Source organism: Aerococcus sp. Group 2, from assembly GCF_905125285.1.
Lineage (GTDB): Bacteria > Bacillota > Bacilli > Lactobacillales > Aerococcaceae > Aerococcus > Aerococcus urinae_E.
The window spans coordinates 307,795-332,718 of sequence record NZ_CAJHPA010000003.1; the positions used below are offsets into that span (position 1 = coordinate 307,795).

The following is a 24,924-nucleotide window of genomic DNA, read 5'->3' on the forward strand; positions in this document are numbered from 1 at the left end:
TGAAGCGGACGCTTGCTCTGCGCTTGGAACAGGTTATGCTTTGATGCGAGCTGACGACAAAAAGTGAAACGCTGGAAGAAATATGCGGTAATCCTTGAAAAGGATTGCCAAATATTTCTGAAGCGGAGTTCACTTTTGTCAGCGAGCAGGTTATGCTCTGATGCGATTAGCGCAAAAAGAGGCAAGAACACTGGAGCTAAAGAGCAAAAATTCTTGAAAAGAATTTCTTGCACTTTAGTGAAGTGGAGATCGATCTGCACCCGGAGCAGATTATGATTTGATACCGGAGAGAACGCCGCTAAAGGCTTTCAAGTAAGGTCTGGTATAGGAGAAGATCGTCGGATGTCTAAGTGAGAAGGGGGTAGTTTAACCATGTCAAGTCAATATCAAATCTGTGAAGTAACTCCTAGGGAGGACTATATTCCAGAGCTCCTGGCGATTTGGGAGGCGTCGGTAAGAGCCAGTCATGACTTTCTCTCGGAAGCTGCGGTCAAGGCCATTAAAGCAGAGGTGCCGGGCGCTTTAATGGCGGTTGACGACTTAGTGGTGGTCAAGGCCCATACGGGACAAATTGCTGGCTTCATGGGAATGGCGGGCGAAAACCTGGAGATGCTCTTTCTTCATCCGAGTTATTGGGGCCAAGGCCTGGGCCGGGCCTTGCTTGAGGAGGGGATGACCTCCTATGGGATTAGCCAGCTCACCGTGAATGAACAGAATCCCAAAGCGGTTGGTTTTTATCAAGAGATGGGTTTTGTTCCATATAACCGGACGGCCTTGGATACTGAGGGCAGGCCCTATCCTTTGCTTTATATGCACTACCAAAATGAAGCCGAGGGAAGGAAAGAATGAAAGGGCCAGGCGAGTAGTTGATGGCTAAAGTAAAAAAAGGCTTTAGCCCATGTTGCTCCTCTATATTTCAAAACTAGCCCGCCGGCTCACTAAGCTATTTGGTTAAGAAAACTATTTTTACTTGAAATGAATGATTAAATCAATACAGAGCCTGGGAAAAAGTCCCAGGCTCTTTGTGAAACACGAACTATCTAATCAAAACGTGTTCCAAAAGTCAGCCCTGACGTCCACTTCACAAACTATGGAAGATAGGCGCAAGCCTATCTTCCATAGTTTGTTCCAGTGGTTCAGGGCTCTTTTGACTTTTGTCACACTCTCGTCTATTTTTGGCTTTAAACCTTAGTCACTTCAATATTAATATCTTGGACTGGCTTGTCGCCTTGTTTCTTGCGTAAGAAGAAGACTTCGCGGACAATGACTTCTAATTGGTAAACCTCCACTTGGTCTTTATTGGTATAGTGGTTCATATGTAAGTTACCTACAATGCCAATTTCATCGCCCTTGTCCAGGTATTTATCAATCAGCTGGGCGGTCGCATTCCAAGCGGTAATGGGAATAAAATCGGTCTGCTTCTCTCCTCCGACAAAGCGGTTGACAGCCAGGGCATTGTTTAGGACTTGGTGTTTACTTTCCGTTTGGGTCATTTCAATGTCTCGGGCTAAGCGGCCAATCAGTTGGACTTGGTTCATTTCTTCACCTCCTCTCTTCCTATTAAGCCGCAAAGGGCGGACAATTTTCTCCTTTAAGAATTATTTATCTTTTGCATTCTTTGACAAATTTTTCCTAAAATTGCTTATAATAGGTAGGGAATAGGTCCTGCTGATGAGGCAGTGACCACCATCGACGCCTTATTAACAGGTGCAGGAGAAAAAGGAGGGCCGTGGCGTGAAAATTTTGATGATTGAAGATAATACCAGTGTGGCAGAAATGCTATCCATGTTCCTTGACCAAGAAGCGGGTTGGGAGAGTCATTTTTCCTATGATGGCCAAGAAGGGTACGACTACTTCAAGGCCCATGAAGATGAGATTGATATTGTGATTTTAGACCTCAACCTGCCGTCAAAGGATGGCATTAGCATCTGCCAAGATATCCGTAAAAGCAACCAAGATGTGATTATTATTATGCTGACAGCGCGGGATAGTGAGAGTGACCAAGTCTTGGGCTTGGGATTAGGGGCAGATGACTATATCACCAAACCCTTTAGCCCCTTGACCCTGGTGGCTAAGATGCACGCGCTACTGAGACGGCGGGATGCTAATGACAACCGGGAAAGCCAAGATCAAGAAGAGAAGAGCCTGATTAAGACCAAGTACTTAACCATTGACCCCAATACCCGGGAGGCTTCCTTTCACGGCCAAGCCATTGCTAATTTGACGCCCAAGGAATTTGATATTCTGGCCCTCTTAGCTTCCCACCCTAAGCAGGTCTTCACCCGCGACCACCTCTTGACCAGTTTGTGGGAAGACCCTTTCTACGGGGATGAGCGGACCGTAGATGCCCACATCAAAAAACTCCGCCAAAAGATGGAAAAGAACGGCCCCCAAGCCATTCGAACCGTCTGGGGTGTGGGTTATAAATACGATGAAAGTGGGGAGAAGTAAACTTGCGTTACTTATACCAACAATTAGCATCCTTTGCGATTTTGGTCTTGGTGACGGTTTGCGGACTCTCCTTTACCTTTTTTCGTTACACGGAGAGTCAGATCTATCAACAGGTCTTTGATGATTTAGAGACCGTCTATTCCGAAATCCAAGGCCGGCAAGTGTCTCGCGAGATGCTAGAAGAGGCTCAGAATTGGTTTGAAGATTCCTTTCAGATTAAGATTTTCTGGTATAACGCGGATAACCAACGCATCTATCCCCAGTCCCTCACTGACAAGGACAATGGCGACTATGCGGAACAAGGTCTTCCTCAAGATGACATTGTTTCCATGAAAGAGAAGGGCCGCTTAGGCTTGTTTGACTTCGACCTGGGCTTTACCGGGGATAGTCCCGATGCCTATGCCATTGCCGTCCCCTTAGAAGACGGCGATTCGGGCGACTACTCAGGTTACTTGGTGATTGGCCAGGCCGCGGGTGGGATTCGCCAAACCATTAACAAGTTAAAGGCCAATATCTTCCAAGGTGTGGCGATTTCGGTGGTAGCCGCGGTGATCCTAGCCATTCTGATGGCCCGCTACCAAACTTCGCGGATCAATCGCCTGCGTCAGGCTACGCGCTCGGTGACCCAAGGCCATTATCTGCAAATCCCTTCCGCCCACCGCGATGAGTTAGATGACTTGGCTGATGACTTCAACGACATGACGGCCTCCCTAGCCGAATCGGAAGTAGAGATCGAGCGCCAAGAACGCATGCGCCATCAATTGATTATGGATATCGCCCACGAATTGCGGACCCCGCTCACCACCATGAACGGTCTCTTGGAAGGCTTGCGCTACCATATCTTCCCCAAGGACAAGGAAGAACGGAGCTTGGAGCTCTTGCATAAGGAAACCCAGCGCTTGATCCGTTTAGTTAACGATAACTTGGACTATGAGAAAATCCGGGCCCATGAAATTGTCCTCAACCGGGTGACCTTTCCCGTTAAATCGGTTCTTGAAGAACTGGTGATTCAGGCCAAGGAACTGACCGACAAGAAAGATGACCGCATCGTCTTGCATTGTCCGGACGACTTGACCATGTATGCGGACATGGACCGCTTCCGGCAAATTATCTTTAACCTGGTCCACAATGCCATCCAGTTTACTGAATCCGGCACCATCACCATTGATGCTGACCTTGGCGAAGACCAGTGGACCACCATTCGCGTGCGCGACACCGGGATCGGGATGACCGAGAGCGAATTAGCCAATATTTGGGAACGTTTCTATAAAGTCGACCAATCGCGTAAGGCCTCAGCTTACGGCGAATCGGGGCTGGGACTGTCTATTGTGAAGCAACTTATGAAAGTCCATCAAGCCGATATCCGGGTGACTAGCGAAGTGGATAAGGGCACCCAATTTACCCTGCGTTTCCCGCCTGAAAGTCAAATCAAGACTAAAAATGAAAAGCAAGAGTCAACGACCAGTGACTCGCAAACTAGTGACGACGCCTCTGACCCGACTGATCCCAGCTAGATCCTCAAGCGGGAAGCGCCAGGGGGCGTTCAAAAAATTAACCAGAAGGAGACCTTCCTCATGTCTACCTATTCCTACCCAGCTAGGATGTCAAAAGCGATACTGATAAAGATAAGCTGTTTCCCTGACCCCCATAAAAAACTGCCGGTCAAAAAAAGTAGCTGGACTAGTGGGGAGCGGATTTCTCGATGATTTTTCTCGGCCCTCTCTATCACTTACTCGCTTACTTGTTGGCGGACCGGGTGAATCATTTTCCCCTGATCCGCCTCTTAGTTTTTTCTCTCGATAAAACCATCCTCTATGTTTTAATTTTTCTGGCTATTTCCGCCCTAATCGCCCATGTGAAAAAGTGCCGCCAAGCCCAGTGGCAGGTCGATTGGTCCAAGTACGGCCATGTCTTAGCCCTCTTTGTCTACTTGGTCCTCCTCCTCCACCTCACCGTCTTACGCTACGACTGGCAGTGGTGGCGCTTATCCCTAGTTCCTGGAGTAACTTTACGGGACTTCCACTGGCTGCCCTTGGTGGATACCATCAAACTGGCCTATGGGGATTCCAGTTTTTCCTATTGGTATAACTTTTTTGGCAATGTCTTGTGGTTTATTCCCTTTGGCTGGTTGCTGGCTTATTTCTTCCAGGGACAACGGAGTTTCTTCCGGGTTCTCTTTATGGGGATGGGCTTTTCCTTTATGATTGAATGTGGCCAGCTCTTCCTGGGTACGGGCCTGGGCCATATTGATGACGTGATTTTTAACAGTATGGGCGTGGTGATTGGCCATTTTGCCTATGACTTTAAACATTTCTTTCTAATGAAACATGAAAGCAGGTAAAGTATGCGAACACTCACTCTGAAGAAACGCGCCAGTCAAGCGGCTCGCGCGGGACGCTTATTATTAAAAGAACAGGACTTCGTCAAGCCACCTCACTTTGAAGAGGGCGACTTGGTCCAAGTCCAAGACCAAGCCGGCGACTTCCTTGCCTTAGCCTATCTGGCCAGGCAAAATAAAGGCATTGGTTGGATCTATAGCTATGACCGCCAGACCAAGTGGGGGCAAGCCTTCTTCCAAGACCTCTTTCAAAGCGCCAAGGACAAGCGCCAGGGGCTCTTCCACGATGACTTGACCACTGCCTTCCGGGTCTTTAACGGGGAGGGTGATGGTTTAGGCGGTTTGACGGTGGATTACTACGCCGGCTACCTGCTCCTGCAATGGTATTCTCTGGGAATTTACCAGAACCAGGCAGCCATTATTGAAGCGCTAAAGGCAGTCTACCCTGAAGCCATCGCCATGGAAGGGAAGAACCGCTTCAAGAGTCAAGCTGTGCCCCATAAAAATGAAAAACTCTGGGGCCAAGTAACGGACCAACCAGTTATGATTAAGGAGAACGGGATCAATTATGTCACCCGTCTGGCAGATGGCTGGATGACGGGGATCTTCCTAGACCAGAGACTGGTCCGTGATTACCTGATGTCAAGACTAGCCCTAGGAAAACGGGTGCTCAACACTTTTTCCTATACGGGTGCCTTTTCCCTGGCGGCTGCTATGGGTGGTGCCTTGTCAACCACTTCTGTGGACCTGGCCAACCGGACCAAGGAACTCACTGCGGAACAGTTTGCCGCCAACGGGATTGACCTAGGAGATAGTCATAAGGTTTATGTTATGGATACCTTTGACTATTTTGCCTACGCTAAGCGCCATGACCTGACTTATGATGTGATCGTGATGGACCCGCCCAGTTTTGCCCGTAATGGTAAGCAGATCTTCAAGGTGACGGAACAATACCCCCAACTGGTCCACGATGCCTTGGAGATTCTCAGCCCGGGTGGGTATCTGATCTGTTCCACCAATGCGGCCAACTATTCGCCCAAAGCCTTTCAAGCGGATATTAACCAGGGAGCCAAGGCTGGTGGCCATCAGATTAAATTAGTAGAAAGCTTCCACCTGCCTGATGATTTTCCGGTACCGCCTCTTAGTCCTGAGAGCGATTATCTAAAGGTTAAGGTCTACCAAAAGCAGAAATAGACTGATAGTTTGAGGAAAGCTATAAATAAGTAAATAGTTATGGGAAAAATTTCAAAAAAGTATATGTAAGCCCTTACATATGTTAGAAGATCGTGTTACAATAGATGCGAAGCAATCGAGAGATTGCATCATCCTTTCATTTTTGTTTTTTTCCTTTACAACCCACTCAGACAGTGGGTTGTTTTTTTGTACTTAATTTTTTTATTTTCTTAGTGGGATTCCCTATAATAGGGTTAAGTATAAATTGTGAGGAGGGTAGTGATGCGGATTGTTGATTATCTTAAGGCGAATATGGACCAGTCCTTTTCTGATTTGGCGCTTAATGAAGTGGATATTGCGGCTTTAACGGAGTTGAGTAACCTGCCTATCGCTGGGCTTTTGCCGAATGATTTGAGTGGGGAGGACTATTGGGATCTACCCACCCTCTACCAGGCTTTAAAGGACCAAGACTATTCCTTTCAAGGCTTGTGGCAGTGGATCATGGACGGCCGCTATGAACTTTTGGAAGCCATGGTGGGTAGCCAGCGTTTTCAAGACGTCCGCCTCTATGGCTTTGATTCCCAGTTGAACCGGGAGGCGGTGCTTCAGTTTGCGGCCTTGGTGGTGGAAGTACCTGATCACTTTAAGATCATTGCCTTTCGGGGGACTGACGACCACTTAGTTGGTTGGCGGGAGAATTTCAAACTGGCCTACCAAAAAGCCATGCCCTCACAAAAGTCAGCCACGGACTACCTGCGTCAGGTGCTTGATTATACGACCGACTCTGAGGAAACCATTATTGTTGCTGGTCATTCCAAAGGTGGCAACTTGGCTGTTGTTGCTTCTATCCAACAAGACAAGGCCTACCAAGACCGCCTGAGCGCGGTGTATGCCTTTGATTCGCCCGGTATCCACCGTGAAACTCTAGCCCAGGAAAACTTTCACCGGATTCAAGGGCGGATTCATGAATATGTGCCTGAGGATTCCCTGATTGGGATCATTCTCTATGCGGCGGTTAAGCCTGTGGTGGTGAGAAGTTCGGGGATTTCCCTCATGCAACATCTGATGGAGATGTGGGAGGTGGAAGATACCCACTTTAAGCAAGTCCAAAGCACCACCCCAACCAGCCAGCTGGCCCAAGCCACCATGAATGTCTGGATGCAGTGGCAGGGGCAAGAAAATATTGAGCGCTTCTTCTTCCTAGTCTTTGAACTTTTAAACCAAACCGGGATTGATAGTTTCAAGGATGTTGACCAGGATTTCTCCGGCTTCATTGGTAATTTGTACCGGGAAGGCAAGTCTTTAGATCGGTCGACCCAGCGTTTTTTGATGTCGACTCTGAATGACTTGGTTTTGATTGGGCGGGCCTTGAAGCGCAGGCGCCGGACCAGTGAGGACACTTATTATCCCCAATCCATCAAGAATGAAGTCCTCCAACAAGTTAGTCACTGGCACCAAGACCAACCCTGGGTAAGCGTCTTGGTTGGGGGCGCCTTAATCTTCTCGGGGCTGGTTCTTTTGGTTAAACCCAGTTATGACTTAAGCTTTCTAGCCGGATTTTTCCTTTTAATTATCTTTATTTCGGGGCTCTGGGACCTGCGTTACTTTTGGACCCAGCCGGAGTCGCGCTTACGGGGGACTTACTTATTGGCGGCTATTTTAGCCTTTGTCCTCTCAGGAGCTGGCATTTATTTTGGCGGCCGTTTCCTCCCTATTCAAGTGGGGGTGTGGATGATTGGTCTGAGTCTGATCCGTGTTTGGCAATTTTACCGCATCCATACTGACCATTGGGATATTCCGGTGAGCGGGATTGTGCTGTCGCTAGCGACTTTTGCCATGGGCATCCTCCTCATTGGCCAACCCCGGCTTTCTGCCTACCTGCCCATCCTTCTGGCCCTGGCTTTCATTCTCCTGGGCTTAGTCATGGTGGTGTCCTTAATCATCTACCAACGGGAAAGTGAACTCTATGACTTCATCGACCACTGGGAAGAAGAAAAATAAAGGGCTTTACTTTTTAAAAGCGGTGAATTTATGGCATCATAAAAGTGCGGAAGGGTACAGATATCCGCCATGACAATCAAAATAGCCAAGATAGTTCAAGATCCTGGCCATTCTTAGCTATGCGGTTTAGCGGGTGAACTAGAATTTCTCAATTTTATTCTCACTAAAAGTGGGGCAACGATGAAGGTGAAGATTTCTTTAATTATAATCAACATCCCCATTCTAGGGCAGCTATCATATTATGGGTTGTCATGAATTTATGTAGCTAGCCCATTGGGAAATAGAAAAGCCGACGTTCAGGATGAGCGTCGGCTTTTTTGCTGGTTTATCAGCAGTTTTAGTCTATTCGCCACCGGTGATTCCGATTGCTTCGCCGGTAATTTTAGCGGCACCGTCAGAGGCTAAGAAGACCGCTAAGGCACCAATTTCTTCCGGTTCAATGAGTTCTTTCATCCATTGAGCTCCTAAGATATGGGTTTCTAGGGCTTCTTGTTTGGAAGTGCCATCTTTTTCAGCCAGGTCACCTAATTGATTTTGGATTAAATCAGTATTGGTAGCGCCTGGTAGGATAGAGTTAGCGGTCACGCCGGATTGAGCATATTCCATGGCAACGGTATCGGTGAAACCAATTTGACCATATTTAGCTGCCACATAAGCTGACTTGTATTTATCTGGACGACGACCATGACCGGAAGAAATGGTAATGACCCGGCCCCATTCATTTTTAGTCATGTAGGGAAGGGAATATTTGGTCATGAGGAAAGTCCCGGTTAAGATGGTACCGATCACTTGGTCCCAGTCAGAAAGTGGGAAGTCTTCCACGGAATGAATTCTTTGTAAGCCGGCATTGTTAACTAAGACATCAATGTCACCGAGTTCTTTGGCGATAGCTTCGGTGGTTGCTTTAACTTCGTCTTCAACTTGGATGTCACAAGGGAATCCGTAAAGATTTTCATGTCCTTCAGCAGCCTTGTCTAATTTTTCCTTGGTCCGACCGAGAATAGCGACCTTGTCACCGTTCTCTGCAAAGCTCTTAGCGATAGCTAGGCCAATTCCTGACCCGCCACCAGTGACAACAACAACGCGATTGGTATTTGCCATAAATGAGTCCTCCTTATGAATATCTGTTAAACATTGTTTCTACAATAAAAGATGTGATTGGTGTACTTAGGTAAGGAATCTCCCTCCTTGGTCCTTCCTCACATCCTTTCTATTGATGTGGCTCAACTCGTTCCCATTTGAGTTGGTCTTCTGGGTGGAGTCCGTTGTAGATCGATAGGATCTTGCCGTCAATTTGGCCAACACGCGGTTGGGCTTGGCCTTCCCAAGTCGGGTTCATGGAGACGTCCATGTGGTGGGTGACTTCCCCTTTTTCTTCATCGACTTCAAAACGACCGGAATAGGCCATATAGCCGTGGGCGGCTTCTGCATTTCTTCGGTAGTCCCGGTGTGGATATCGCCTGATTCGTATGGTGTCCGGCCGACTTTGGATAATTGAGCGGACATGTAGCCATCAGGGTTGTACATAATAAAGCCCTTAGCGTCCTTGCCAAAAGGATAAACCTTTTCCCCGTCTTTTTCGGTTTCGTATGAAAGTAAACGCCAGGTACCAATTAATTGATCACGCATTGACATAGTTCTTCCTCCTCATGTTTTATTCTTGGTGGCCAGATTTTGACCACCTGCTATTTTCATTATAAGGGTAATAGTCAGAAAAAGCTGGAAATTCAACTTGTGGATTTATCGACGCAAAAAATAACAGAGAATAAAAAGCCCTGACTGCCACTTTAACTAGGAGAGTGGCGGTCAGGGTTAACTGCTTCAGATTGTTTTAGTCTTTATTGAGAAGTTGGTTGAGTTGATCTTGGAGTTTTTGGGCGACCCGGTCACGTTCTTGGCGGAAGTTTTCTTTTGGACCTTGGAAGGTGACTGCCTGCCCGCAATAGATTTTATGGGTCTTTCGATTGGCGTAGAGGGGGACAAATTGGATATGGCGGTGGTATTTGCGGTAGTAGAGTTTCTCCAAATGGAGGAAGCCTTCATAGATTTTTCCCACAGGTTGGTCCTTACTTTGATAGTCCACATCAGGGAAGATAGTGACAGGGACGCGCTCTTCTAGGGCTTGGAGGCTAGTAGTGAAGGTCTTCTTAAGCTGGCGGCTCCCCCGATAAACGGGAATGACCCGAGCTTGCTTGAGGAAGAATGCCACGATCCAGGCCGCTGGAAAAGCCAAGAGCTTGGCGATGGCTTTAGGAAGATGGAAACGTTGGGTAAAGGTATAGTCCACAAAATGTTGGTAGCAGGCCTTAGGGTCGGTCAACTTGGCCAGGACCCAGATCCGCATAAAAATGGTGGTCCAGATAATAATTTTAAGCGGGCCTCTGAGGTTCTCATGGTGGGAGACAAAGACGGTCGGTTGGCTCAAGTCGGGGATCGTGTCTTGGTCGAGCCGGTATGTGGGTATAAACAGGCGAACAATTCCTCTCAAAAAGCGTAAAACTGGACCAAATTCTTTTTCCATTTTCCTCTACTCCCCTAAAAACTGATAAAAAAACCATAATATAATTCGACTTTTTTGTCCAATAAAAATCACTTAGTGTGCGACAAATGCGTCATAGAGAAGACCACTGCGCCTATCATTGCTCGCCTCTATGGTAAAATAAAGCCAACAGACCCAGTATAAAGGAGATTATTTATGAAGATTATTTTTTCCCCGGCCAAGGAAATGTCCCTCGACCAGCCGCGCCAGGAAGACTGGCAACTTAACCCTCAAAGTCAAGCAGTGGTCCAGGCCTTGAAGTCCTTGAGTCCAGAAGAAGTGGCGAAAACTTTAAAGGTGAAGGACAAGTTGCTAGAGACCAACTTAGCTTATATAGAAGGTTTTGACCAAGGTAAGACTTACCCGGCCATTAGTCTCTACCATGGCTTGGCCTACCGGCAGCTGGACTTGGATTTACAAGACCCGACAATCCAAGCCTACCTTGACCAGCAAGTGCGGATTTTGTCAGCGCTCTACGGGTCCATCCCTGCCACCCAACCCATTAAGCCCTACCGCCTGGACCTGTCCATGCCGCTGAAAGTGGAGGGGCAGTCCCTCAGAAAATTCTGGCACGGGACTTTTGACCAGGCCTTTGCGGCGGGTGAAAGGATTCTTAACTTAGCCAGCCAGGAATTTGCTAGCTTGTTGGATGTGGACCGCTATGACTGGATCGATGTGGATTTTTACCAGATCAAAGACGGCAAAATCAAACAGCACTCCACGATTGCCAAGAAGGGCCGGGGTGCTCTCTTGAATTACCTGGTTAACCAGCAAGTCACTGATCTGAGTCAGGTCCAAGCCTTTTCTGAGGCGGGTTATCGCTACTTGGCTGAGGAGTCGGATGACGAGCGCTTAACCTTTGTCCAAGACCTTGATTAAGTCCTGAGCTCCAAGCTCTGAAAATTAATCGAAAAGCTCTGTTATTCCCCAAGGTTCATGGTAAACTATCCCTAAAATGAAATGCTGGTTGACTAGCCATAAAAAGGAGCAGAAAAAATGTTTGGATTCTTAAAGAAAAAAGCAAAAAACACCTCAGTAGAACTTGAAGCGATTGCTAATGGACAATTGGTGGCCTTAGAATCGGTCTCTGACCCCGTATTTAGTCAAAAGATGATGGGCGACGGTTTTGCCATTGAACCCAATGAGGGCACCGTTTATGCCCCAGTCAATGGGACGGTCACGACCGTTTTTCCTACCCAACATGCCATTGGAATTGAAAGTGATGAAGGCCTGGAGATCCTCCTCCACTTAGGTTTTAATACCGTTGACTTGGATGGCAAACCTTTTACTTCTCAAGTAGCTGCGGGTGAACAAGTCAAAGCCGGCCAAGTCTTGACCCAAATGGACTTAGACGCCGTTCGCCAAGCCGGCGCAGAAACCACCTGTGTGGTCGTCCTCACCCAGGCAGACCAAGTTGAAAGCCTGGAAGTGGCCGATCCTAAGGCTGTTAAAGCAGGGGATAAGGTCGCCCAAGTGACCTTAAAGGGCTAAAGTGAAGCTTTGATGGCTTGATGAATCACTTTAGCTAGCTTGAATGAGCCTGAAAGGCAATTTTTACCTGCATTTTGGCCCATTCATTTTAATGCGGGGTCAACTTATGGTAGAATAGAAACGATTGAAATCTTTACAGACAAGAGGAGATGGCTAAATTTATGTCCGATAAGATCAGAGTGCGCTATGCGCCAAGTCCAACAGGCTACTTACACATTGGGAATGCGCGTACCGCTTTGTTTAACTACTTATTCGCCCGTCACGAAGGTGGCGACTTCATTATCCGTATCGAAGACACCGATAAAAAACGGAATGTGGCTGATGGTGAGAAGAGCCAAATTGACAACTTGAAATGGTTAGGTTTGGATTGGGACGAAAGCCCAGAAAATCCAGGTCAATACGGCCCTTACCGCCAATCCGAACGTTACGATATTTACCAAAAATATATTGACCAATTGATCGAGCAAGGGGCCGCTTACTATGCCTTTGATACCGAAGAAGAATTAGAAGCTGCCCGTGAAGCCCAAAAAGCAGCCGGGATCATGCCTCACTATGAAGGCACCTGGCGTGACCGTTCGGATGAAGACATCCAAGCTGCCCGAGACGAAGGGCGTCCTGAAACCGTCCGTTTTCGGATTCCAGAAGGGGAAACCTATACCTTTGACGATATGGTTAAAGGAGAGGTCAGCATCCACTCTGAAGATATTGGTGGCGACTTTATTATCTGGAAGAAAGATAAGTCCCCAACCTATAACTTCGCTGTGGTGGTTGACGACCACTTGATGGAAATTACCCATGTTTTACGTGGGGATGACCACTTGTCTAACACCCCTAAACAAATCATGATCTACCAAGCTTTAGGCTGGGAAGCGCCTGTCTTTGGTCACATGTCCTTGATTACCAGTGCTGAAACCGGGAAGAAATTATCCAAGCGTGATGGCTCTATTATTCAATTTATTGAACAATACCGTGATCTTGGTTACCTACCCGAAGCAATCTTTAACTTTATCGCCTTATTGGGTTGGTCACCAAAAGGGGAAGAAGAAATTTTCTCCAAGGAAGAATTCATTGAAATCTTTGACCCTAACCGCTTAAGCAAGTCACCAGCTGCCTTTGATAATAAGAAATTGGAATGGATCAACAACCGCTACATGAAGGCTGCTGACGAAGAAACCGTTGCCCGCCTTGCCATTCCTCACCTGCAAGCAGCTGGCCGGGTATCAGACGACCCCAGTGAGGAAGAATTGGCTTGGACCAAGAAATTAGTTTCCCTATATAAGGATGAAATGTCCTACGCCAAACAAATTGTCGACTTGTCCGACATGTTCTTCCACGATTCCTTAGAAGTGGACGAACGCGGTAAGGAAATCTTGTCAGCAGACACCGCCTATGAAGTGGTTAAAGACTTTAACGATAAATTGGACGCCATCGAACCTTTCGATGAAGAACACATCATGGCGGCCATTAAACAAGTTCAAAAAGACACCGGCATCAAGGGTAAAAACCTCTACATGCCACTGCGTGTCGCGACTTCCGGTAAGGAACACGGTCCGTCCATCGGCTTAACCATTGAAGTCATGGGTAAGGAAAAGACCAAACACCATCTCGAAGAAGCCTTAAGTAAGATGGGAAAAGCTGAATAAGAGAATTTAGTAAAGAAACTTAGCTGCCTGATTGGGTAGCTAAGTTTTTATTTTGTTTAGCTGCTTTTGTTATACTATATTTATAATATTGATAAGTTTAGAAATGAGCGTGTGTTTGATGGAGATTGCAATTAAGCGGGCTTATGCCGATTATGATCCTAACGATGGTGAGCGGATTTTAGTGGACCGCTTGTGGCCGCGTGGGGTCAAGAAGGAAGATGCCCATGTGGACGAATGGGAGAAGGATGTGGCGCCAAGTGACGACTTGCGTAAGACCTTCCACCAACACCCTAACCACTTTGACCGCTTTAAGTCAGCCTACAAGCAAGAACTCAACCAAAATCGAGATGCCCATGAGGCCTGCCAGCGTTTGTGTCGCAAGGCGGCTGACCATAAGATAAGCTTAATCTATAGTTCCAAAAATGAAAGTGAAAATAATGCTGTTGTGTTACGTGAGCACCTGCTAGCCATGCGGGTCTATTAGAAAGAAGTGAGGCCGATGAAGCGATGGCTTAGAATAGCCTTAATTGGTATAGTGATGTCTGCTTTACAGCTGGTATTTGACCTGTTTTTACCCAACCCCTCCTTTCAAGGGATCCTCCCGCCTTCGCCCTTATTGGAATCGGGAAATTATCCGATCTTGGCGTTTCTAGTGGGCTGGCTGGTCTTTACCTTGATGACGGCGGGTTATGAACTGATTGATCTCCGCTTGCCAGGGACCAAGCGTTATAAAACCTGGGTTTACCTGGCCTGTGAGCTGGTCGTCTTCATCCTTTACCTGTGTGAACCCTTGCCCCACCGCCTGCCGGTTGATTATTTCTTAAATTCGCTCAAGGCGGTTCTGGTCTTCATGGTCCAAGGGGCTCTGATTGAGAAATTATTGGCCACCAAACGCCAACACTACCAACGCAAGCCCTTTATCTATAACCGGGCCCTCTTGGTCTATACCTTGTCCATGGTGATTTTTCGTTTCTTTGCCTATCGGGGTTTGGATATTTATAGTTTAGGCGATGACAATCTAACTATTTCTCTAGTCTGGGCAGCCATGTTGGGACTGACCATGGGTGGCGTCTTTTGCGTCTTGCAACGTTATCTCAGGCGCCAAGATAAGAAAGGCAAAAACTACCAGTTTACCTGGGGCTTTTTTGCGCCGGCCGTTTTGGCCTACCACGCCTTCTTTGCCTTACGCTATGAGATTGCCCTGGTTGATGTAGTGAGCCGGGCGGGAGTGGATATTATGGCGGTCTTCTTGGCCACCTGGATTGTCCTCCACTGGCAAATCGATGAACTAGCCGGGGTCAAGCAAAAGCCAACCGTGTCCGGTGAAATTTAATGAATCAGAAAGGGGAAGGCCATGGAAGCCGTAAAATTAGTTGAATTAATGGGAACTGTGATTGAAATGAAAGTTGGCCACCCGGAGGCAGAGGCTCTCTTGGAAAAGAGCGAGGCCAAGTTACGCGATTATGAGTACCGCTTTTCCGCTAACCGTGATGATTCCATGTTGATGCAGGTCAACCAGGCAGCGGGGAAGGCGGCTGTTGCGGTGGATGAGGACCTCTTTGACCTGATCCAACTGGCTAAGAAAGTCTCGGTCTCAACAGAAGGCCGCTTTAACTTAGCTATTGGCCCCTTGGTTAAGCTCTGGCATATCGGCTTTTCCGATGCCCGGGTGCCTAGCCAAGAAGAAATCGACGAACGTCTGGATTTGATTGATCCCCATAAGGTCCAGCTGGATCCGACCACCCATAAGGTCTATTTAGAAAAGGAAGGCATGGAGATTGACCTGGGGGCTATTGCCAAGGGCTATTTTGCTGACCAGATTGTGGCCGACTGGCGCCAGGCTGGAGCTGACTATGGTTTGATTAACCTGGGCGGCAATGTCCTAGTCATGGGAGATGCTCCCAACCGCGCGGACGGCTTTTGGCGGATCGGTATCCAACGTCCAGACGCCATTCGAGGTGAAATTATGGCCACGGTCCCGGTCAAAAACCAGTCCGTGGTCACTTCAGGAATCTATGAACGCTCATTTAAGCAAGAAGGCCAGTCCTACCACCATATCCTGGATTCAAAGACCGGTTACCCGATTGAAACCGACCTGGCATCATTAACAATTATCGCGCCCCAATCGGTTTTCTGTGAGATTTGGACCACGTCACTCTTTGCTTTGAGTTCAGAAGAAGCAGTGGCTGCCATCGATGACTTAAAAGGGATTGAGGGCTTAGTTGTGACCCAGGCTGGTAAAATATTGGTCAGCCGGGCCTTAGCCTAGTGGTAGAGAGAAATTAAGCGCTTTTTTAGACCCTGATGTGATATGATAAAAGCGACTGAGGAAAGGTGTAGGCACTTTCAAAAAAGGAGCGTGACATGGACCGATGGCTAAGGTAACCAATTTGACCTTAAGGCATAAGTTAGCTTATAAAATTTTTATCCGAAATTATACTGAAGCGGGGACTTTTCAAGCAGTCATCCCTGACTTAGCCCGCCTCAAGGACTTGGGCGTGGATATTTTAATTTTGGCGTCGATTTTTCCCGTGACCGACCAGCATCCAGAAGGTGAGGTTGGCAATCCGAACTTTGTCAAGAATTTTATGGATGTGGACCCGGCCTATGGGACTATGGAGGATTTCAAGGACTTGGTTCATGCCGTCCACCAGGCGGGAATCCAGCTGGTGATTGAGTTCCCCATGACCCAATTGGCCAAGGATTCAGAGGTCATTCAAGACCGACCGAACTACTTCTTGCGCAATAAGGAAGGCCAGGTCTATACCCGCTTTCCAGGTTATGAAAAGGGGGTTGACCTTGACTTTTCTAACCCCAAACTATGGGATGAATTGATTGCTACCTTGAAGGAGTGGGCCCTCTATGTGGATGGTTTTTCCATTCGCGATGCCCAATTGATCCGCACCGAGTTTTGGAATAGTGCCCGGGCAGAAGTGGAGGACGTCCATCCTTATTTCTACTGGATGGGCAACCTCCTGACCGACAATACTATGTTTCGTTTGCGGATGAATAATGTCCACTATTCGACTGAAGGGGAGCTTTATAGTAACTTTGACGTCCTGGACGAGGGCAATTTAGCGGAATTTTACCTGCGTTTCTACCACGGAATTTTAGATTTGGATAATCTGATCTATGTCCTGAATTTAAGCGAGATTCAGCTGCCCTTTACCGCCGTGAAAAACCGGGCCCTGGAGTTTGCTAACCACCCCCGGGTCGCTTCCCATGTCAAGACCAAGGCTGATTTGCGGAATTGGACCGCCTTTTCTCTCTTTAAGAAGGGGATGGCCCATTTGATTATGGGGCAAGAATACGGCCTAGAGGATTCCATTCCCTGGGACAAGGCGGAAAGTATGGACTGGACACCCCAAGAAGACATGACTGAGATGATCCAACGCCTCTCTTTGATTAAGAAGCGCGAAGCCTGCAAGAGCGGCTATTTCTTCTATCGGGGCGTCAAGCCCAATATCATTATTTGTGGCTACCATTATTACAAGCAACACTTGTTTGGCATTTTTAAATTGAAGACTGATGACCAAACGCCTTGTGAAGTGGAGCTCTCCCTGCCTTCAGGCGACTATACCAACTTGTTGAACGATGACACCTATACGGTGACTGATGGCCGCTTGTGCTTGGGCCAAGATCCTGTCATTATTTCCTACGAAGGTGATATGGAGGTTCAGGTCAATAGCCAAGCCCATGACTTCTTAATCCATTAGAAAATGAAAGGAATTTAAAGCAATGTATCGATTAGCTGCTTTTGACGTTGATGGCACCCTGTTAAAGAGTGACTCCAGCTTGAGTGAGGCCACCCACCAGGCCCTAAAGACCATGAAGGAGTCTGGCATTGAAATCGTAATTTCTTCCGGCCGGCCCCTGCCTGGGGTGGAGATGATCCAAGACCTGGTCGGTAAGGACTTGGTTCGCTATTTATCCAGCTTCAATGGCGGTCGGATTGTGGATACTTGGTCAGATAACCAGGTGATCTTTGAAGCTATTCTTCCCCCTGCTGAAGTTGGGGAAATTTGTGACTTTCTAGCCGACTATGACGTGGATATCAATACCTATGACGACCACAATGTCCTCGGCCTCAAGGAACCCAACCATCAATACATGGCTCATGAAGCCCAGTTAACCGGGATGCCCATTAAGATTGAAAACTTCGTTGAAAACGAAACTAAGGTCAATAAACTGATGGTGACCGGAGAGCCGGCCTACTTAGAAACGGTTCGCCAAGACCTGCCTGAAGACTGGTTTGACCGCTGGAATATTGTGAAGTCTGCGCCTTATTTCTTAGAATTTAACCCGGTTGATGCCAATAAGGGGGCCGGACTAGCTCATTTGAGCCAAGAAATTGGTGTCGACCAAGAGCAAACCATGGCCTTTGGGGACCAGGAAAATGACCTGACCATGATTGAATGGGCTGGCTTGGGTGTTGCCATGGGCAATGCGGTGGACAGCGTTAAGGCGGTGGCTGACTTTGTGACCCACACCAATGATGAAGAGGGGATCAGCCATGTGGTTGACCAGTTTATTACAAAAAACTAGCTAGCGAATGGATTCAGTGAGCGGTAAAATAGGCGCTGAGGAGGAAGAGCCATGTTAAAAGACTACCAAGCCTTTTTCAGGGACTATGAGGGCCAGCCTCTGGGGGTGGAGCGCTTTTATGCGGTCTTAATTCCCATTGTTTCTCTTAAGGGCCAAGGACCGGCCTTGCTCTATGAACACCGGGCTCCGGGCATCTCCCAAGCCGGCGATGCCGCTTTTCCGGGTGGCCGGGTGGAAGCAGGGGAAAGCTTTGCCCAGGCGGCCGTCCGAGAAACTCAAGAAGAGCTGGGACTCGACCGGGATAAGATCCAAGTCCTGGGCGAGATGGACTATATTGTTCAGACCAAGCGGGTGATTGCGGCCTATGTGGCCTATTTAACTATCGACCACTTGGATGACTTAGCCGTTAACCAAGATGAGGTCAAGCATGTCTTTACCGTGCCCTTAGCTGACCTGGACTTGGACCAGCCTGAAATTTACCGGATGGAATCTAAACTTGACCGTGGCCATCACTTCCCTTATGATCGTATTCCAGGAGGGAAAAACTACCGCTTCAAGAACTATGTGGAGGAAATCCCTTTTTATAATATTGATCAAGAAAATCTTTGGGGGTTAACGGCCCAACTGACCCAGCGCTTCGTTCAGTTGACCGCTCACTTACGGAAAGGAGCTAGCGATGGCTAGAAGAAAAAATACCGCCCTACAAAATAAAACCATCAGTAGTTTATTTATTGCGATTTTAATTATGCAGACCTTTGTCCCTTGGATCGGCTACATTCCCTTGGGGCCAGCCAATGTAACCATCATCCATATCACTGTTATTGCTGGAGGCATGGTCTTGGGACCAGCTTCAGGAGCCATGTTGGGCTTAGTGTGGGGCGTTTTGTCCCTCTTCCATAACATGATCCAACCCACCATCCTGTCACCGATCTTTTTAAATCCCTTGGTGTCGGTGCTGCCCCGGGTCTGTGTCGGTTTTTTGTCGGGCTGGGCAGCCAAGTTCTTAGGCAAATGGCTACGTCCTGAAATCAGCCGGGTGATTGTGGGGGCTTTGGGGACCATTACCAATACTTCCCTGGTCATTATCATGACCGCCCTCTTCAGTGCCGAAGCCTATGCTAATGCCTTGAATATTCCCGAAACGGCCGTTTTAGGGACCTTTGTGGGGGCCTTAGGACTTAACTTTATTTTTGAAATCATCGCGGCAGCTGTTTTGGTACCTATCATCGGCAGTGTCTTTGACCGAGTGAGAAAATAGGTCTTTTTTTATTTTGTATCAAATTAAGCCAACGTCCCGCTTCTTACTTTTTGCGAGTAGGAAGGGACGTTTTTTTAAAGGAGTTTTTATGCGTTTACTGGATCTTATTCAAGCAGAATGTCACTTATCAGCCACCAAGGCCAAACGTCTTATCCATGCCGGGGAGATCTTCTATAAGGGCCAGCCCCTAGTCGACATTAACCAGGCCGTAGACCCCGACTTGATGGCGATTGATTACCAGGGCAAGCGGATTGGCTTGGGCTTAGGCCACCACTATCTGGTCTATAACAAGGCAGCAGGACAAGTTTCCGCCAAAAAAGACGCCCATTGTCCCACGCCATACGACCACTTACCTGAATGCTACCAGGGGACGTCGATTGTGGGGCGCTTGGACCGGGACGTGGAAGGTTTGCTCTTGTTAACCGATAATGGCCAGCTCCATTACTTTCTCGAGCATGCCCGCTTCCACATACCCAAGACCTACCAAGTAACCGTCAATGGCGACTTGGGAGCTGACCTGGTGGAAAAATTCCAGGCCGGGGTGACTTTTGCAGATGGGACGACTTGCCGGCCAGCCCAACTAGAAATTATTGGCCCTCGCCAGGCTTACTTGACCATTGACCAGGGCATGCGCCACCAGGTCAAGAAGATGTTTCTCGCCAATGGACTCAAGGTCAGCTACTTAAAACGTCTGTCTTTGGGCCCGCTCCGGCTGGACCCTGACCTGAAAACTGGCCACTTCCGCCCCTTAACTGGAGAAGAAAGCGAACGAATTGTTAAAATCATGGAAAATAATTCGCGAAATCACTTGATAACTGATAAGAATTCCGTATAATAGGAATGTATGATTTAATAATGTTCGTATTTAAGAAAGGAAACTCTACCTATGTCAAGCACGCCTCGTAACTCGCACTTAGAAGCCGGTATTGATGACAAGATTCCTGCCTCTGAAGCGCTAACCCTGGGTTTACAGCATGGCCTGTCCATGAATGTTTATATTGGCCCTATGATTATCGCTGGGATTGTCGGCCTGAGCACCGGTCAAATGTCAGCCGTGATTCAATCGACCTTTATCGCTTGTGGCCTGGCTATGATTATCCAAACCAAGCTCATGCACCTGCCTGTAGCGCAAGGGGCTTCCTTTATTCCCATTGCGGCCATTAGTGGGATTGCCTTGGCCAATGGCGGTGGTATTGCCGGTTGGGGCGTCGCCATGTCGGCAGCCTTAGTAGGGGCCTTGGGATTACTCTTACTGGGTTTTTCCGGTTTGATGGATAAATTTGTTAACTACTTTATCCCGCAAATTGTAGGGGCTGTCCTCTTACTCTGTATCGGCCTGTCTTTGATGCCAGCAGCGGTGAATAACATCTACACCGCGCCCCAAGCCAGTGTCGGTCAAAATTTAATCCTGGGTCTGGTAGCCATCATTAGCATGGTAACCGCCACGCTCTTAGGAAATCGCCTGACTGGTTTTGCCGGTAAGATCTGCCGGATCGGCTCGATTTTGATTACCTTCTTAATTGGCTGTGTCCTGGCCCAGTTTATGGGAGTCTTAGATCTGAGTCCGGTGGCGGACGCGCCATGGTTTAGTTTACCCATGGTTATGTTTAAAGATTTTTCCTTCCAATTTGACCTCCCATCGGTTCTAACCATGCTGGTGATCTATTTACTGCTCTTGTCCGAGTCGACTGGAGCCTGGATTGCCCTAGCTAATGCTTCAGAAAGCCCATTAAGCAAGGAACGGATTAATAAAGGGGTGGTGGGGGAAGCCTTGGGTTGTCTCTTGACCAGTTTCTTGGGGACCAGCCCGGTAACAGGATTTTCATCCAATGCAGGGATTATTTCCCTCACCCGGGTCGCCAGTCTCCCTGTTTTCTACTATGCCGGCGGACTCTTTATCCTCTTTGGCCTGTCTGGAAAATTATCAGCCTTGATTTCAGTCATTCCAGGAGCCGTTATTGGTGGGGTCTTCCTGGTCATCTGTGGAACGATTTTTCTAGCCGGTCTGCAAAGCTTACAAAACGTGGAAATCAAGGAAAAGGAAACCTTCCTGATTGCCTTATCGGTAGGGACGGTGGTCTTGATCCAATACATGCCTAACGATTTCCTCTTGAGCCTACCACCCGTTCTCCAATATTTCTTCGGTTCACCCATTTCAGTGGCCTCCATTGTAGCCATGGCCCTAAATAAGGTCTTACCTGAAGGCTAATAACTATTCAAGCTGTTAAAGCATTCTCCTTGGAGGGTGCTTTTTTATTTTTCCTATGGCCATTTTTATAAAAATTTCTTAAAATGGCTGTATTTGCAGTAAATAAATAGTAGAATGAAGACTAAGTGTCTAATGAATGCTAAAATTTAGTAAGTACAGTTGAGACTTTGATCTCAATCAATGAATAAGTAATGAGGAGCGGAGAAAATATGAAGAAACGGCTGAATTGGAAAGCAGTCATTGTTGCCTTACTTTCCGTGGTGGTCGTCTTGGGTGGCGGTGTTTACGCGGTCATGCAGAATCAAGACATCAAGCAGGAAAAAAGTGATGGGAGCGTGGAGGCCGCTGAAAAGGCAGTTAGCGCTCTGTACTATGATGACCATAAAACTTTCCTAAAAGAAAATATCGCTAAAACTGAAATTGAAGCAGTGAGAAGCCAAGTAAAAGGGCTAAACCGTTATTCTGGTGCGCGCAAGGACCTGAATAAGCAGTTGGACCAAGTGGAAGAACGCTTTAATGCCCAAGAAGGGGTTAACCATCTCTTTGAGAAGATTAAGGATAAACCGGCCTTGAATGGGGCAACGGTACAGAAATATGTCTTGCTCAATAAAGACCTTAAAGAGGATGACCTCAATCAATTTAAGGAAGACCAAGTCAAACACTGGCCAAGCGAGGCTGACGAATTCTACCAAACCCTCAATGGCTTAGTCGACCAAGCAGATAAGCAAAGCCAACGTTTTAAGGCCTTTGATGAAGAGATTCAAAAGCTCAAAGACAATCCTGGCTTGACCTATGACCAATTAGACCAAACCATGGAGGACATGGAGAAAAAGATTGAAAAAGAAGAAAATCCTTATTTGAAGGCGGAATTATTAGATCGCTTAGGCAAGGCCCATCAAGAAGTGATTGATGTTATCCGCAATCGCAAGCTGCAAGCGGCTAATGATGCCAAGGCAAGCTCAGAAGAAAAAGAAAAAATTGAAGCGGAAGCTAAGCGCGAAGAAAGTCGGGTAGAAGAGGAAAATAAAAACCTACAAGCAGAAAGTCAACGCTTGCGCCAAGCAGCTGACCAAGCCAATGCCCAACATGAACAACAAAGCCGGCAAAATCGTCCAGCTAGACAGGTGCAACAACCTAGAGAAGAGAAGCCTGAAAATAACCAATCACCAGCACAATCTCAAACCCAAGCTTCCACTTCTCAAGGCCAATCCTCCAGTCAACCAGCTTCCAGTAGCCAGGCCAGCCAAACCTCTCAGGCTGATAAACCTCAAGAAGCTAGCCAAAATAGCCAAACCGGTTCAGAAAATAGTCAAACAAACACGCCTTCAACCAGCCAACCAGCCCCACAACCAGAAGGGCAACCCAACCAACCGAGTGTGGATCCAAGCCCGCAACCATCTGGGGATGCACAACCGACTGCGCCAAACGAAAGTAGCGTCCTTGAGAGCACCCAGCCATCAGCTGCGGAGAGTGGGGCGGCTAATGGCCAGTAAGATTTAAATGAATCTTAACAGGGCAGCTATTCTCATTGCCTGCTTTTGTGCTAAAATAGGCCTAATGAACTAGGGGCTGGGACAAAAGTCCTGGCCTCTTTTAAATTGCAATTTTTTAAAACGTGCTCCAAAAGTCAGCCCTGACGTCCACTTCAAAAACTGGCAACGCTCAGCTTTGCTGAGCTTATGCCAGTTTTCTCCAGTTGCTACAGCTGTTCGAGGCGTCAGCGAGTTACAGATATAGTATGCGTAGCTCTTCAGGGCTCTGAGCGACTTTTGTCGCACTCTCACGAATAGGAGGCTTTAAGCCATGCAAAAAAATGGAGAATGGACCAATTGGTACCGCATTGTCATTTGGGCAACTGAGGCGCTAATTTTATTCCTTTCCTATCTAATTTCCTTTTTAATCCGCTATCAAAGTCGCTATATTCCCTTAGAAAATGGGGAGGCCTTCCAGAGTGTCTTTCCTTGGATCATGCTGATTTTCTTAGTGATCAACCTCTTATCTGGGGTCTATGTCCTCTATAACAAGACCCGAGGGGATTTATTTTTCATTACCTTGATTGACCAGGGCTTGATTGCAGCCATGACCATGATCTTGAGCTTTATCGGGCGTTGGTTTGCCTTTCCTCGCTTAGTGATCTTGATTGACTTCTTTGTCAGTGTGACCCTCCTGTATTTCTTTAGGAGTTTGGTCTTTAGTATCTACCGCCGCTATGCCTCGACCAAGCGGGTCATGATTATTGGTTACGAAGATGAGGTTTTTTCGGCTATTTATAACTTTAAGAATAGTAAGAGCTCTCGCCACCTTGTGACCCATGTGGTCTTATCGGATTTCTATAATAATATCTGTAAACGCCTAGACGATATCGATATTGTTTATATGGCTTCGTCGATCCCAGAAAAAGAGAAATTAAAAATTTATGGTCTTCTCATGCAGAAGGAGAAGAAACTCTTCCTCAATTCCAAGTTTGAGAACTTGGTCATGGTCAACCCCAATATCATGAGCTTTGAGGATGAATCTATTATTGAGACTTCTGACTTTCGGATTCCTGCTGACCAGGCCTTGATCAAGCGGGGCTTAGATATTATTTGTTCCTTGATCCTGTTAATCATCGCTTCACCAATCATGCTCTTAACAGCCATTGCCATCAAGCTAACCTCTCGTGGTCCAGTTTTCTACCGTCAGGTGCGGATTACTGAGAATGGCAAGGAATTTGAAATCCTGAAGTTCCGCTCTATGGTGGTGGATTCCGAGGTCCAATCAGGTCCAGTGATTGCCCGTAAGAATGACTCGCGGATTACCCCGGTCGGGAAGTTTATCCGGGCTGTCCGTATCGATGAATTACCCCAATTAATCAATATTTTGAAGGGGGATATGTCCCTCGTTGGTCCCCGTCCAGAACGGCCTTTCTTTGTGGACCAATTCCAAAAACAAAACCCCCATTACTACTTGCGCCATAATGTCAAAGCCGGCCTAACCGGTTACGCCCAAGTCTATGGGAAATATGCTTCTGACTTTAATAGTAAGTTGAACTTTGACCTTATTTATATCAAGACCTATTCCTTGATATTGGATATGAAGATCCTCTTACAAACCATCAAAGTCCTCTTCGAAAAAGTCTCCTCCAGTGGGATTGACGAAGACAACCTACCAACAGAAGACCGCGAAGACATCGAAAAAATGGGGATTGAATTAGTTGAATAAACATACTAAGATTAGCTCGAAGGTAAATCGACGGATTTATCTTCGAGCTATTTCTTTTTTTAGATATAGTGTAAG

At 47.3% G+C, this 24,924-nt stretch carries 24 protein-coding genes and 1 pseudogene; 20 read left to right on the forward strand and 5 right to left on the reverse strand.

All coding sequences use genetic code 11. From position 1 onward, the window contains the following. Positions 1-372 precede the first annotated feature (372 nt). Positions 373-849 carry a GNAT family N-acetyltransferase gene (locus tag JFU01_RS06020; protein ID WP_195856236.1) on the forward strand — a complete coding sequence of 159 codons (477 nt, stop codon included), beginning with the start codon at positions 373-375 and terminating at the stop codon, positions 847-849. 332 nt (positions 850-1,181) lie between these two features. Here JFU01_RS06020 and JFU01_RS06025 read toward each other — a convergent pair whose 3' ends face one another. After that, positions 1,182-1,538, reverse strand: a complete 357-nt coding sequence (locus JFU01_RS06025) for a single-stranded DNA-binding protein (protein WP_111852048.1) — start codon at positions 1,536-1,538, stop codon at positions 1,182-1,184. Between the two features lie 196 nt (positions 1,539-1,734). Between JFU01_RS06025 and JFU01_RS06030 the strand changes: the two genes are divergently transcribed. From JFU01_RS06030 to JFU01_RS06050, 5 genes are all read left to right on the forward strand, one after another. Continuing rightward, positions 1,735-2,451: a response regulator transcription factor gene (locus tag JFU01_RS06030; protein ID WP_013668862.1), complete on the forward strand. Its 717-nt coding sequence runs from the start codon at positions 1,735-1,737 to the stop codon at positions 2,449-2,451. Positions 2,452-2,453: 2 nt separating this feature from the next. Continuing rightward, positions 2,454-3,965 carry a sensor histidine kinase gene (locus tag JFU01_RS06035; RefSeq protein ID WP_195856237.1) on the forward strand — a complete coding sequence of 504 codons (1,512 nt, stop codon included), beginning with the start codon at positions 2,454-2,456 and terminating at the stop codon, positions 3,963-3,965. A 188-nt stretch (positions 3,966-4,153) separates the two neighbouring features. Further along, positions 4,154-4,792, forward strand: a complete 639-nt coding sequence (locus JFU01_RS06040) for a VanZ family protein (RefSeq protein WP_198434201.1) — start codon at positions 4,154-4,156, stop codon at positions 4,790-4,792. Between the two features lie 3 nt (positions 4,793-4,795). Next, on the forward strand, positions 4,796-5,983 hold the full coding sequence (locus JFU01_RS06045; RefSeq protein WP_195856239.1) for a class I SAM-dependent rRNA methyltransferase: 1,188 nt from the start codon (positions 4,796-4,798) through the stop codon (positions 5,981-5,983). 261 nt (positions 5,984-6,244) lie between these two features. Further along, positions 6,245-7,963 carry an Mbeg1-like protein gene (locus tag JFU01_RS06050; protein WP_195856240.1) on the forward strand — a complete coding sequence of 573 codons (1,719 nt, stop codon included), beginning with the start codon at positions 6,245-6,247 and terminating at the stop codon, positions 7,961-7,963. A gap of 342 nt (positions 7,964-8,305) precedes the next feature. Here JFU01_RS06050 and JFU01_RS06055 read toward each other — a convergent pair whose 3' ends face one another. The 4 genes and pseudogenes from JFU01_RS06055 to JFU01_RS06065 form a co-directional block, all read right to left on the reverse strand. Then, positions 8,306-9,064, reverse strand: coding sequence for an SDR family NAD(P)-dependent oxidoreductase (locus tag JFU01_RS06055; protein ID WP_195856241.1), 759 nt, complete (start codon positions 9,062-9,064; stop codon positions 8,306-8,308). A 109-nt stretch (positions 9,065-9,173) separates the two neighbouring features. After that, positions 9,174-9,302: a hypothetical protein gene (locus tag JFU01_RS08895; RefSeq protein ID WP_326831888.1), complete on the reverse strand. Its 129-nt coding sequence runs from the start codon at positions 9,300-9,302 to the stop codon at positions 9,174-9,176. Between the two features lie 6 nt (positions 9,303-9,308). Next, a pseudogene (locus tag JFU01_RS06060) lies at positions 9,309-9,598 on the reverse strand (lipocalin-like domain-containing protein); the annotation flags it as partial. Between the two features lie 196 nt (positions 9,599-9,794). Further along, positions 9,795-10,484, reverse strand: a complete 690-nt coding sequence (locus JFU01_RS06065) for a glycerol acyltransferase (RefSeq protein ID WP_195856242.1) — start codon at positions 10,482-10,484, stop codon at positions 9,795-9,797. 174 nt (positions 10,485-10,658) lie between these two features. Here JFU01_RS06065 and yaaA point away from each other — a divergent pair, with 174 nt between their 5' ends. From yaaA to JFU01_RS06135, 14 genes are all read left to right on the forward strand, one after another. Then, entirely contained in the window at positions 10,659-11,381 is a 723-nt protein-coding gene (yaaA, locus tag JFU01_RS06070) for a peroxide stress protein YaaA (RefSeq protein WP_195856243.1), read from the forward strand. Positions 11,382-11,498: 117 nt separating this feature from the next. Further along, positions 11,499-11,993 carry a PTS sugar transporter subunit IIA gene (locus JFU01_RS06075; protein ID WP_195856244.1) on the forward strand — a complete coding sequence of 165 codons (495 nt, stop codon included), beginning with the start codon at positions 11,499-11,501 and terminating at the stop codon, positions 11,991-11,993. Positions 11,994-12,154: 161 nt separating this feature from the next. Further along, positions 12,155-13,636, forward strand: coding sequence for a glutamate--tRNA ligase (gene gltX, locus JFU01_RS06080; protein WP_195856245.1), 1,482 nt, complete (start codon positions 12,155-12,157; stop codon positions 13,634-13,636). Positions 13,637-13,754: 118 nt separating this feature from the next. Then, positions 13,755-14,120, forward strand: coding sequence for a DUF488 domain-containing protein (locus JFU01_RS06085; RefSeq protein WP_013668836.1), 366 nt, complete (start codon positions 13,755-13,757; stop codon positions 14,118-14,120). A 15-nt stretch (positions 14,121-14,135) separates the two neighbouring features. After that, positions 14,136-14,969 (forward strand): hypothetical protein, encoded by an 834-nt coding sequence (locus JFU01_RS06090; protein WP_195856246.1) that lies wholly within the window; start codon positions 14,136-14,138, stop codon positions 14,967-14,969. Between the two features lie 21 nt (positions 14,970-14,990). Continuing rightward, positions 14,991-15,905 (forward strand): FAD:protein FMN transferase, encoded by a 915-nt coding sequence (locus JFU01_RS06095; RefSeq protein ID WP_195856247.1) that lies wholly within the window; start codon positions 14,991-14,993, stop codon positions 15,903-15,905. Between the two features lie 103 nt (positions 15,906-16,008). Then, the gene (locus JFU01_RS06100) at positions 16,009-17,352 is read left to right on the forward strand and encodes an alpha-amylase family glycosyl hydrolase (protein WP_198434202.1); all 1,344 of its coding nucleotides are present in this window, start codon (positions 16,009-16,011) and stop codon (positions 17,350-17,352) included. A 22-nt stretch (positions 17,353-17,374) separates the two neighbouring features. Then, positions 17,375-18,181, forward strand: coding sequence for a Cof-type HAD-IIB family hydrolase (locus JFU01_RS06105; RefSeq protein WP_198434203.1), 807 nt, complete (start codon positions 17,375-17,377; stop codon positions 18,179-18,181). A 51-nt stretch (positions 18,182-18,232) separates the two neighbouring features. Then, on the forward strand, positions 18,233-18,865 hold the full coding sequence (locus JFU01_RS06110) for an NUDIX hydrolase (RefSeq protein WP_195856250.1): 633 nt from the start codon (positions 18,233-18,235) through the stop codon (positions 18,863-18,865). Next, positions 18,858-19,439, forward strand: a complete 582-nt coding sequence (locus JFU01_RS06115; RefSeq protein ID WP_195856251.1) for an ECF transporter S component — start codon at positions 18,858-18,860, stop codon at positions 19,437-19,439. Before JFU01_RS06110 ends, JFU01_RS06115 begins: the two co-directional genes overlap by 8 nt. Positions 19,440-19,527: 88 nt before the next feature. Next, entirely contained in the window at positions 19,528-20,274 is a 747-nt protein-coding gene (locus JFU01_RS06120) for a pseudouridine synthase (RefSeq protein WP_195856252.1), read from the forward strand. Positions 20,275-20,325: 51 nt separating this feature from the next. Beyond that, on the forward strand, positions 20,326-21,648 hold the full coding sequence (locus JFU01_RS06125; RefSeq protein WP_195856253.1) for a uracil-xanthine permease family protein: 1,323 nt from the start codon (positions 20,326-20,328) through the stop codon (positions 21,646-21,648). Between the two features lie 209 nt (positions 21,649-21,857). Further along, positions 21,858-23,141, forward strand: a complete 1,284-nt coding sequence (locus JFU01_RS06130; RefSeq protein ID WP_195856254.1) for a cell division site-positioning protein MapZ family protein — start codon at positions 21,858-21,860, stop codon at positions 23,139-23,141. Positions 23,142-23,451: 310 nt separating this feature from the next. Continuing rightward, positions 23,452-24,849: a sugar transferase gene (locus tag JFU01_RS06135; RefSeq protein ID WP_111862216.1), complete on the forward strand. Its 1,398-nt coding sequence runs from the start codon at positions 23,452-23,454 to the stop codon at positions 24,847-24,849. The last annotated feature ends 75 nt before the right edge of the window (positions 24,850-24,924 follow it).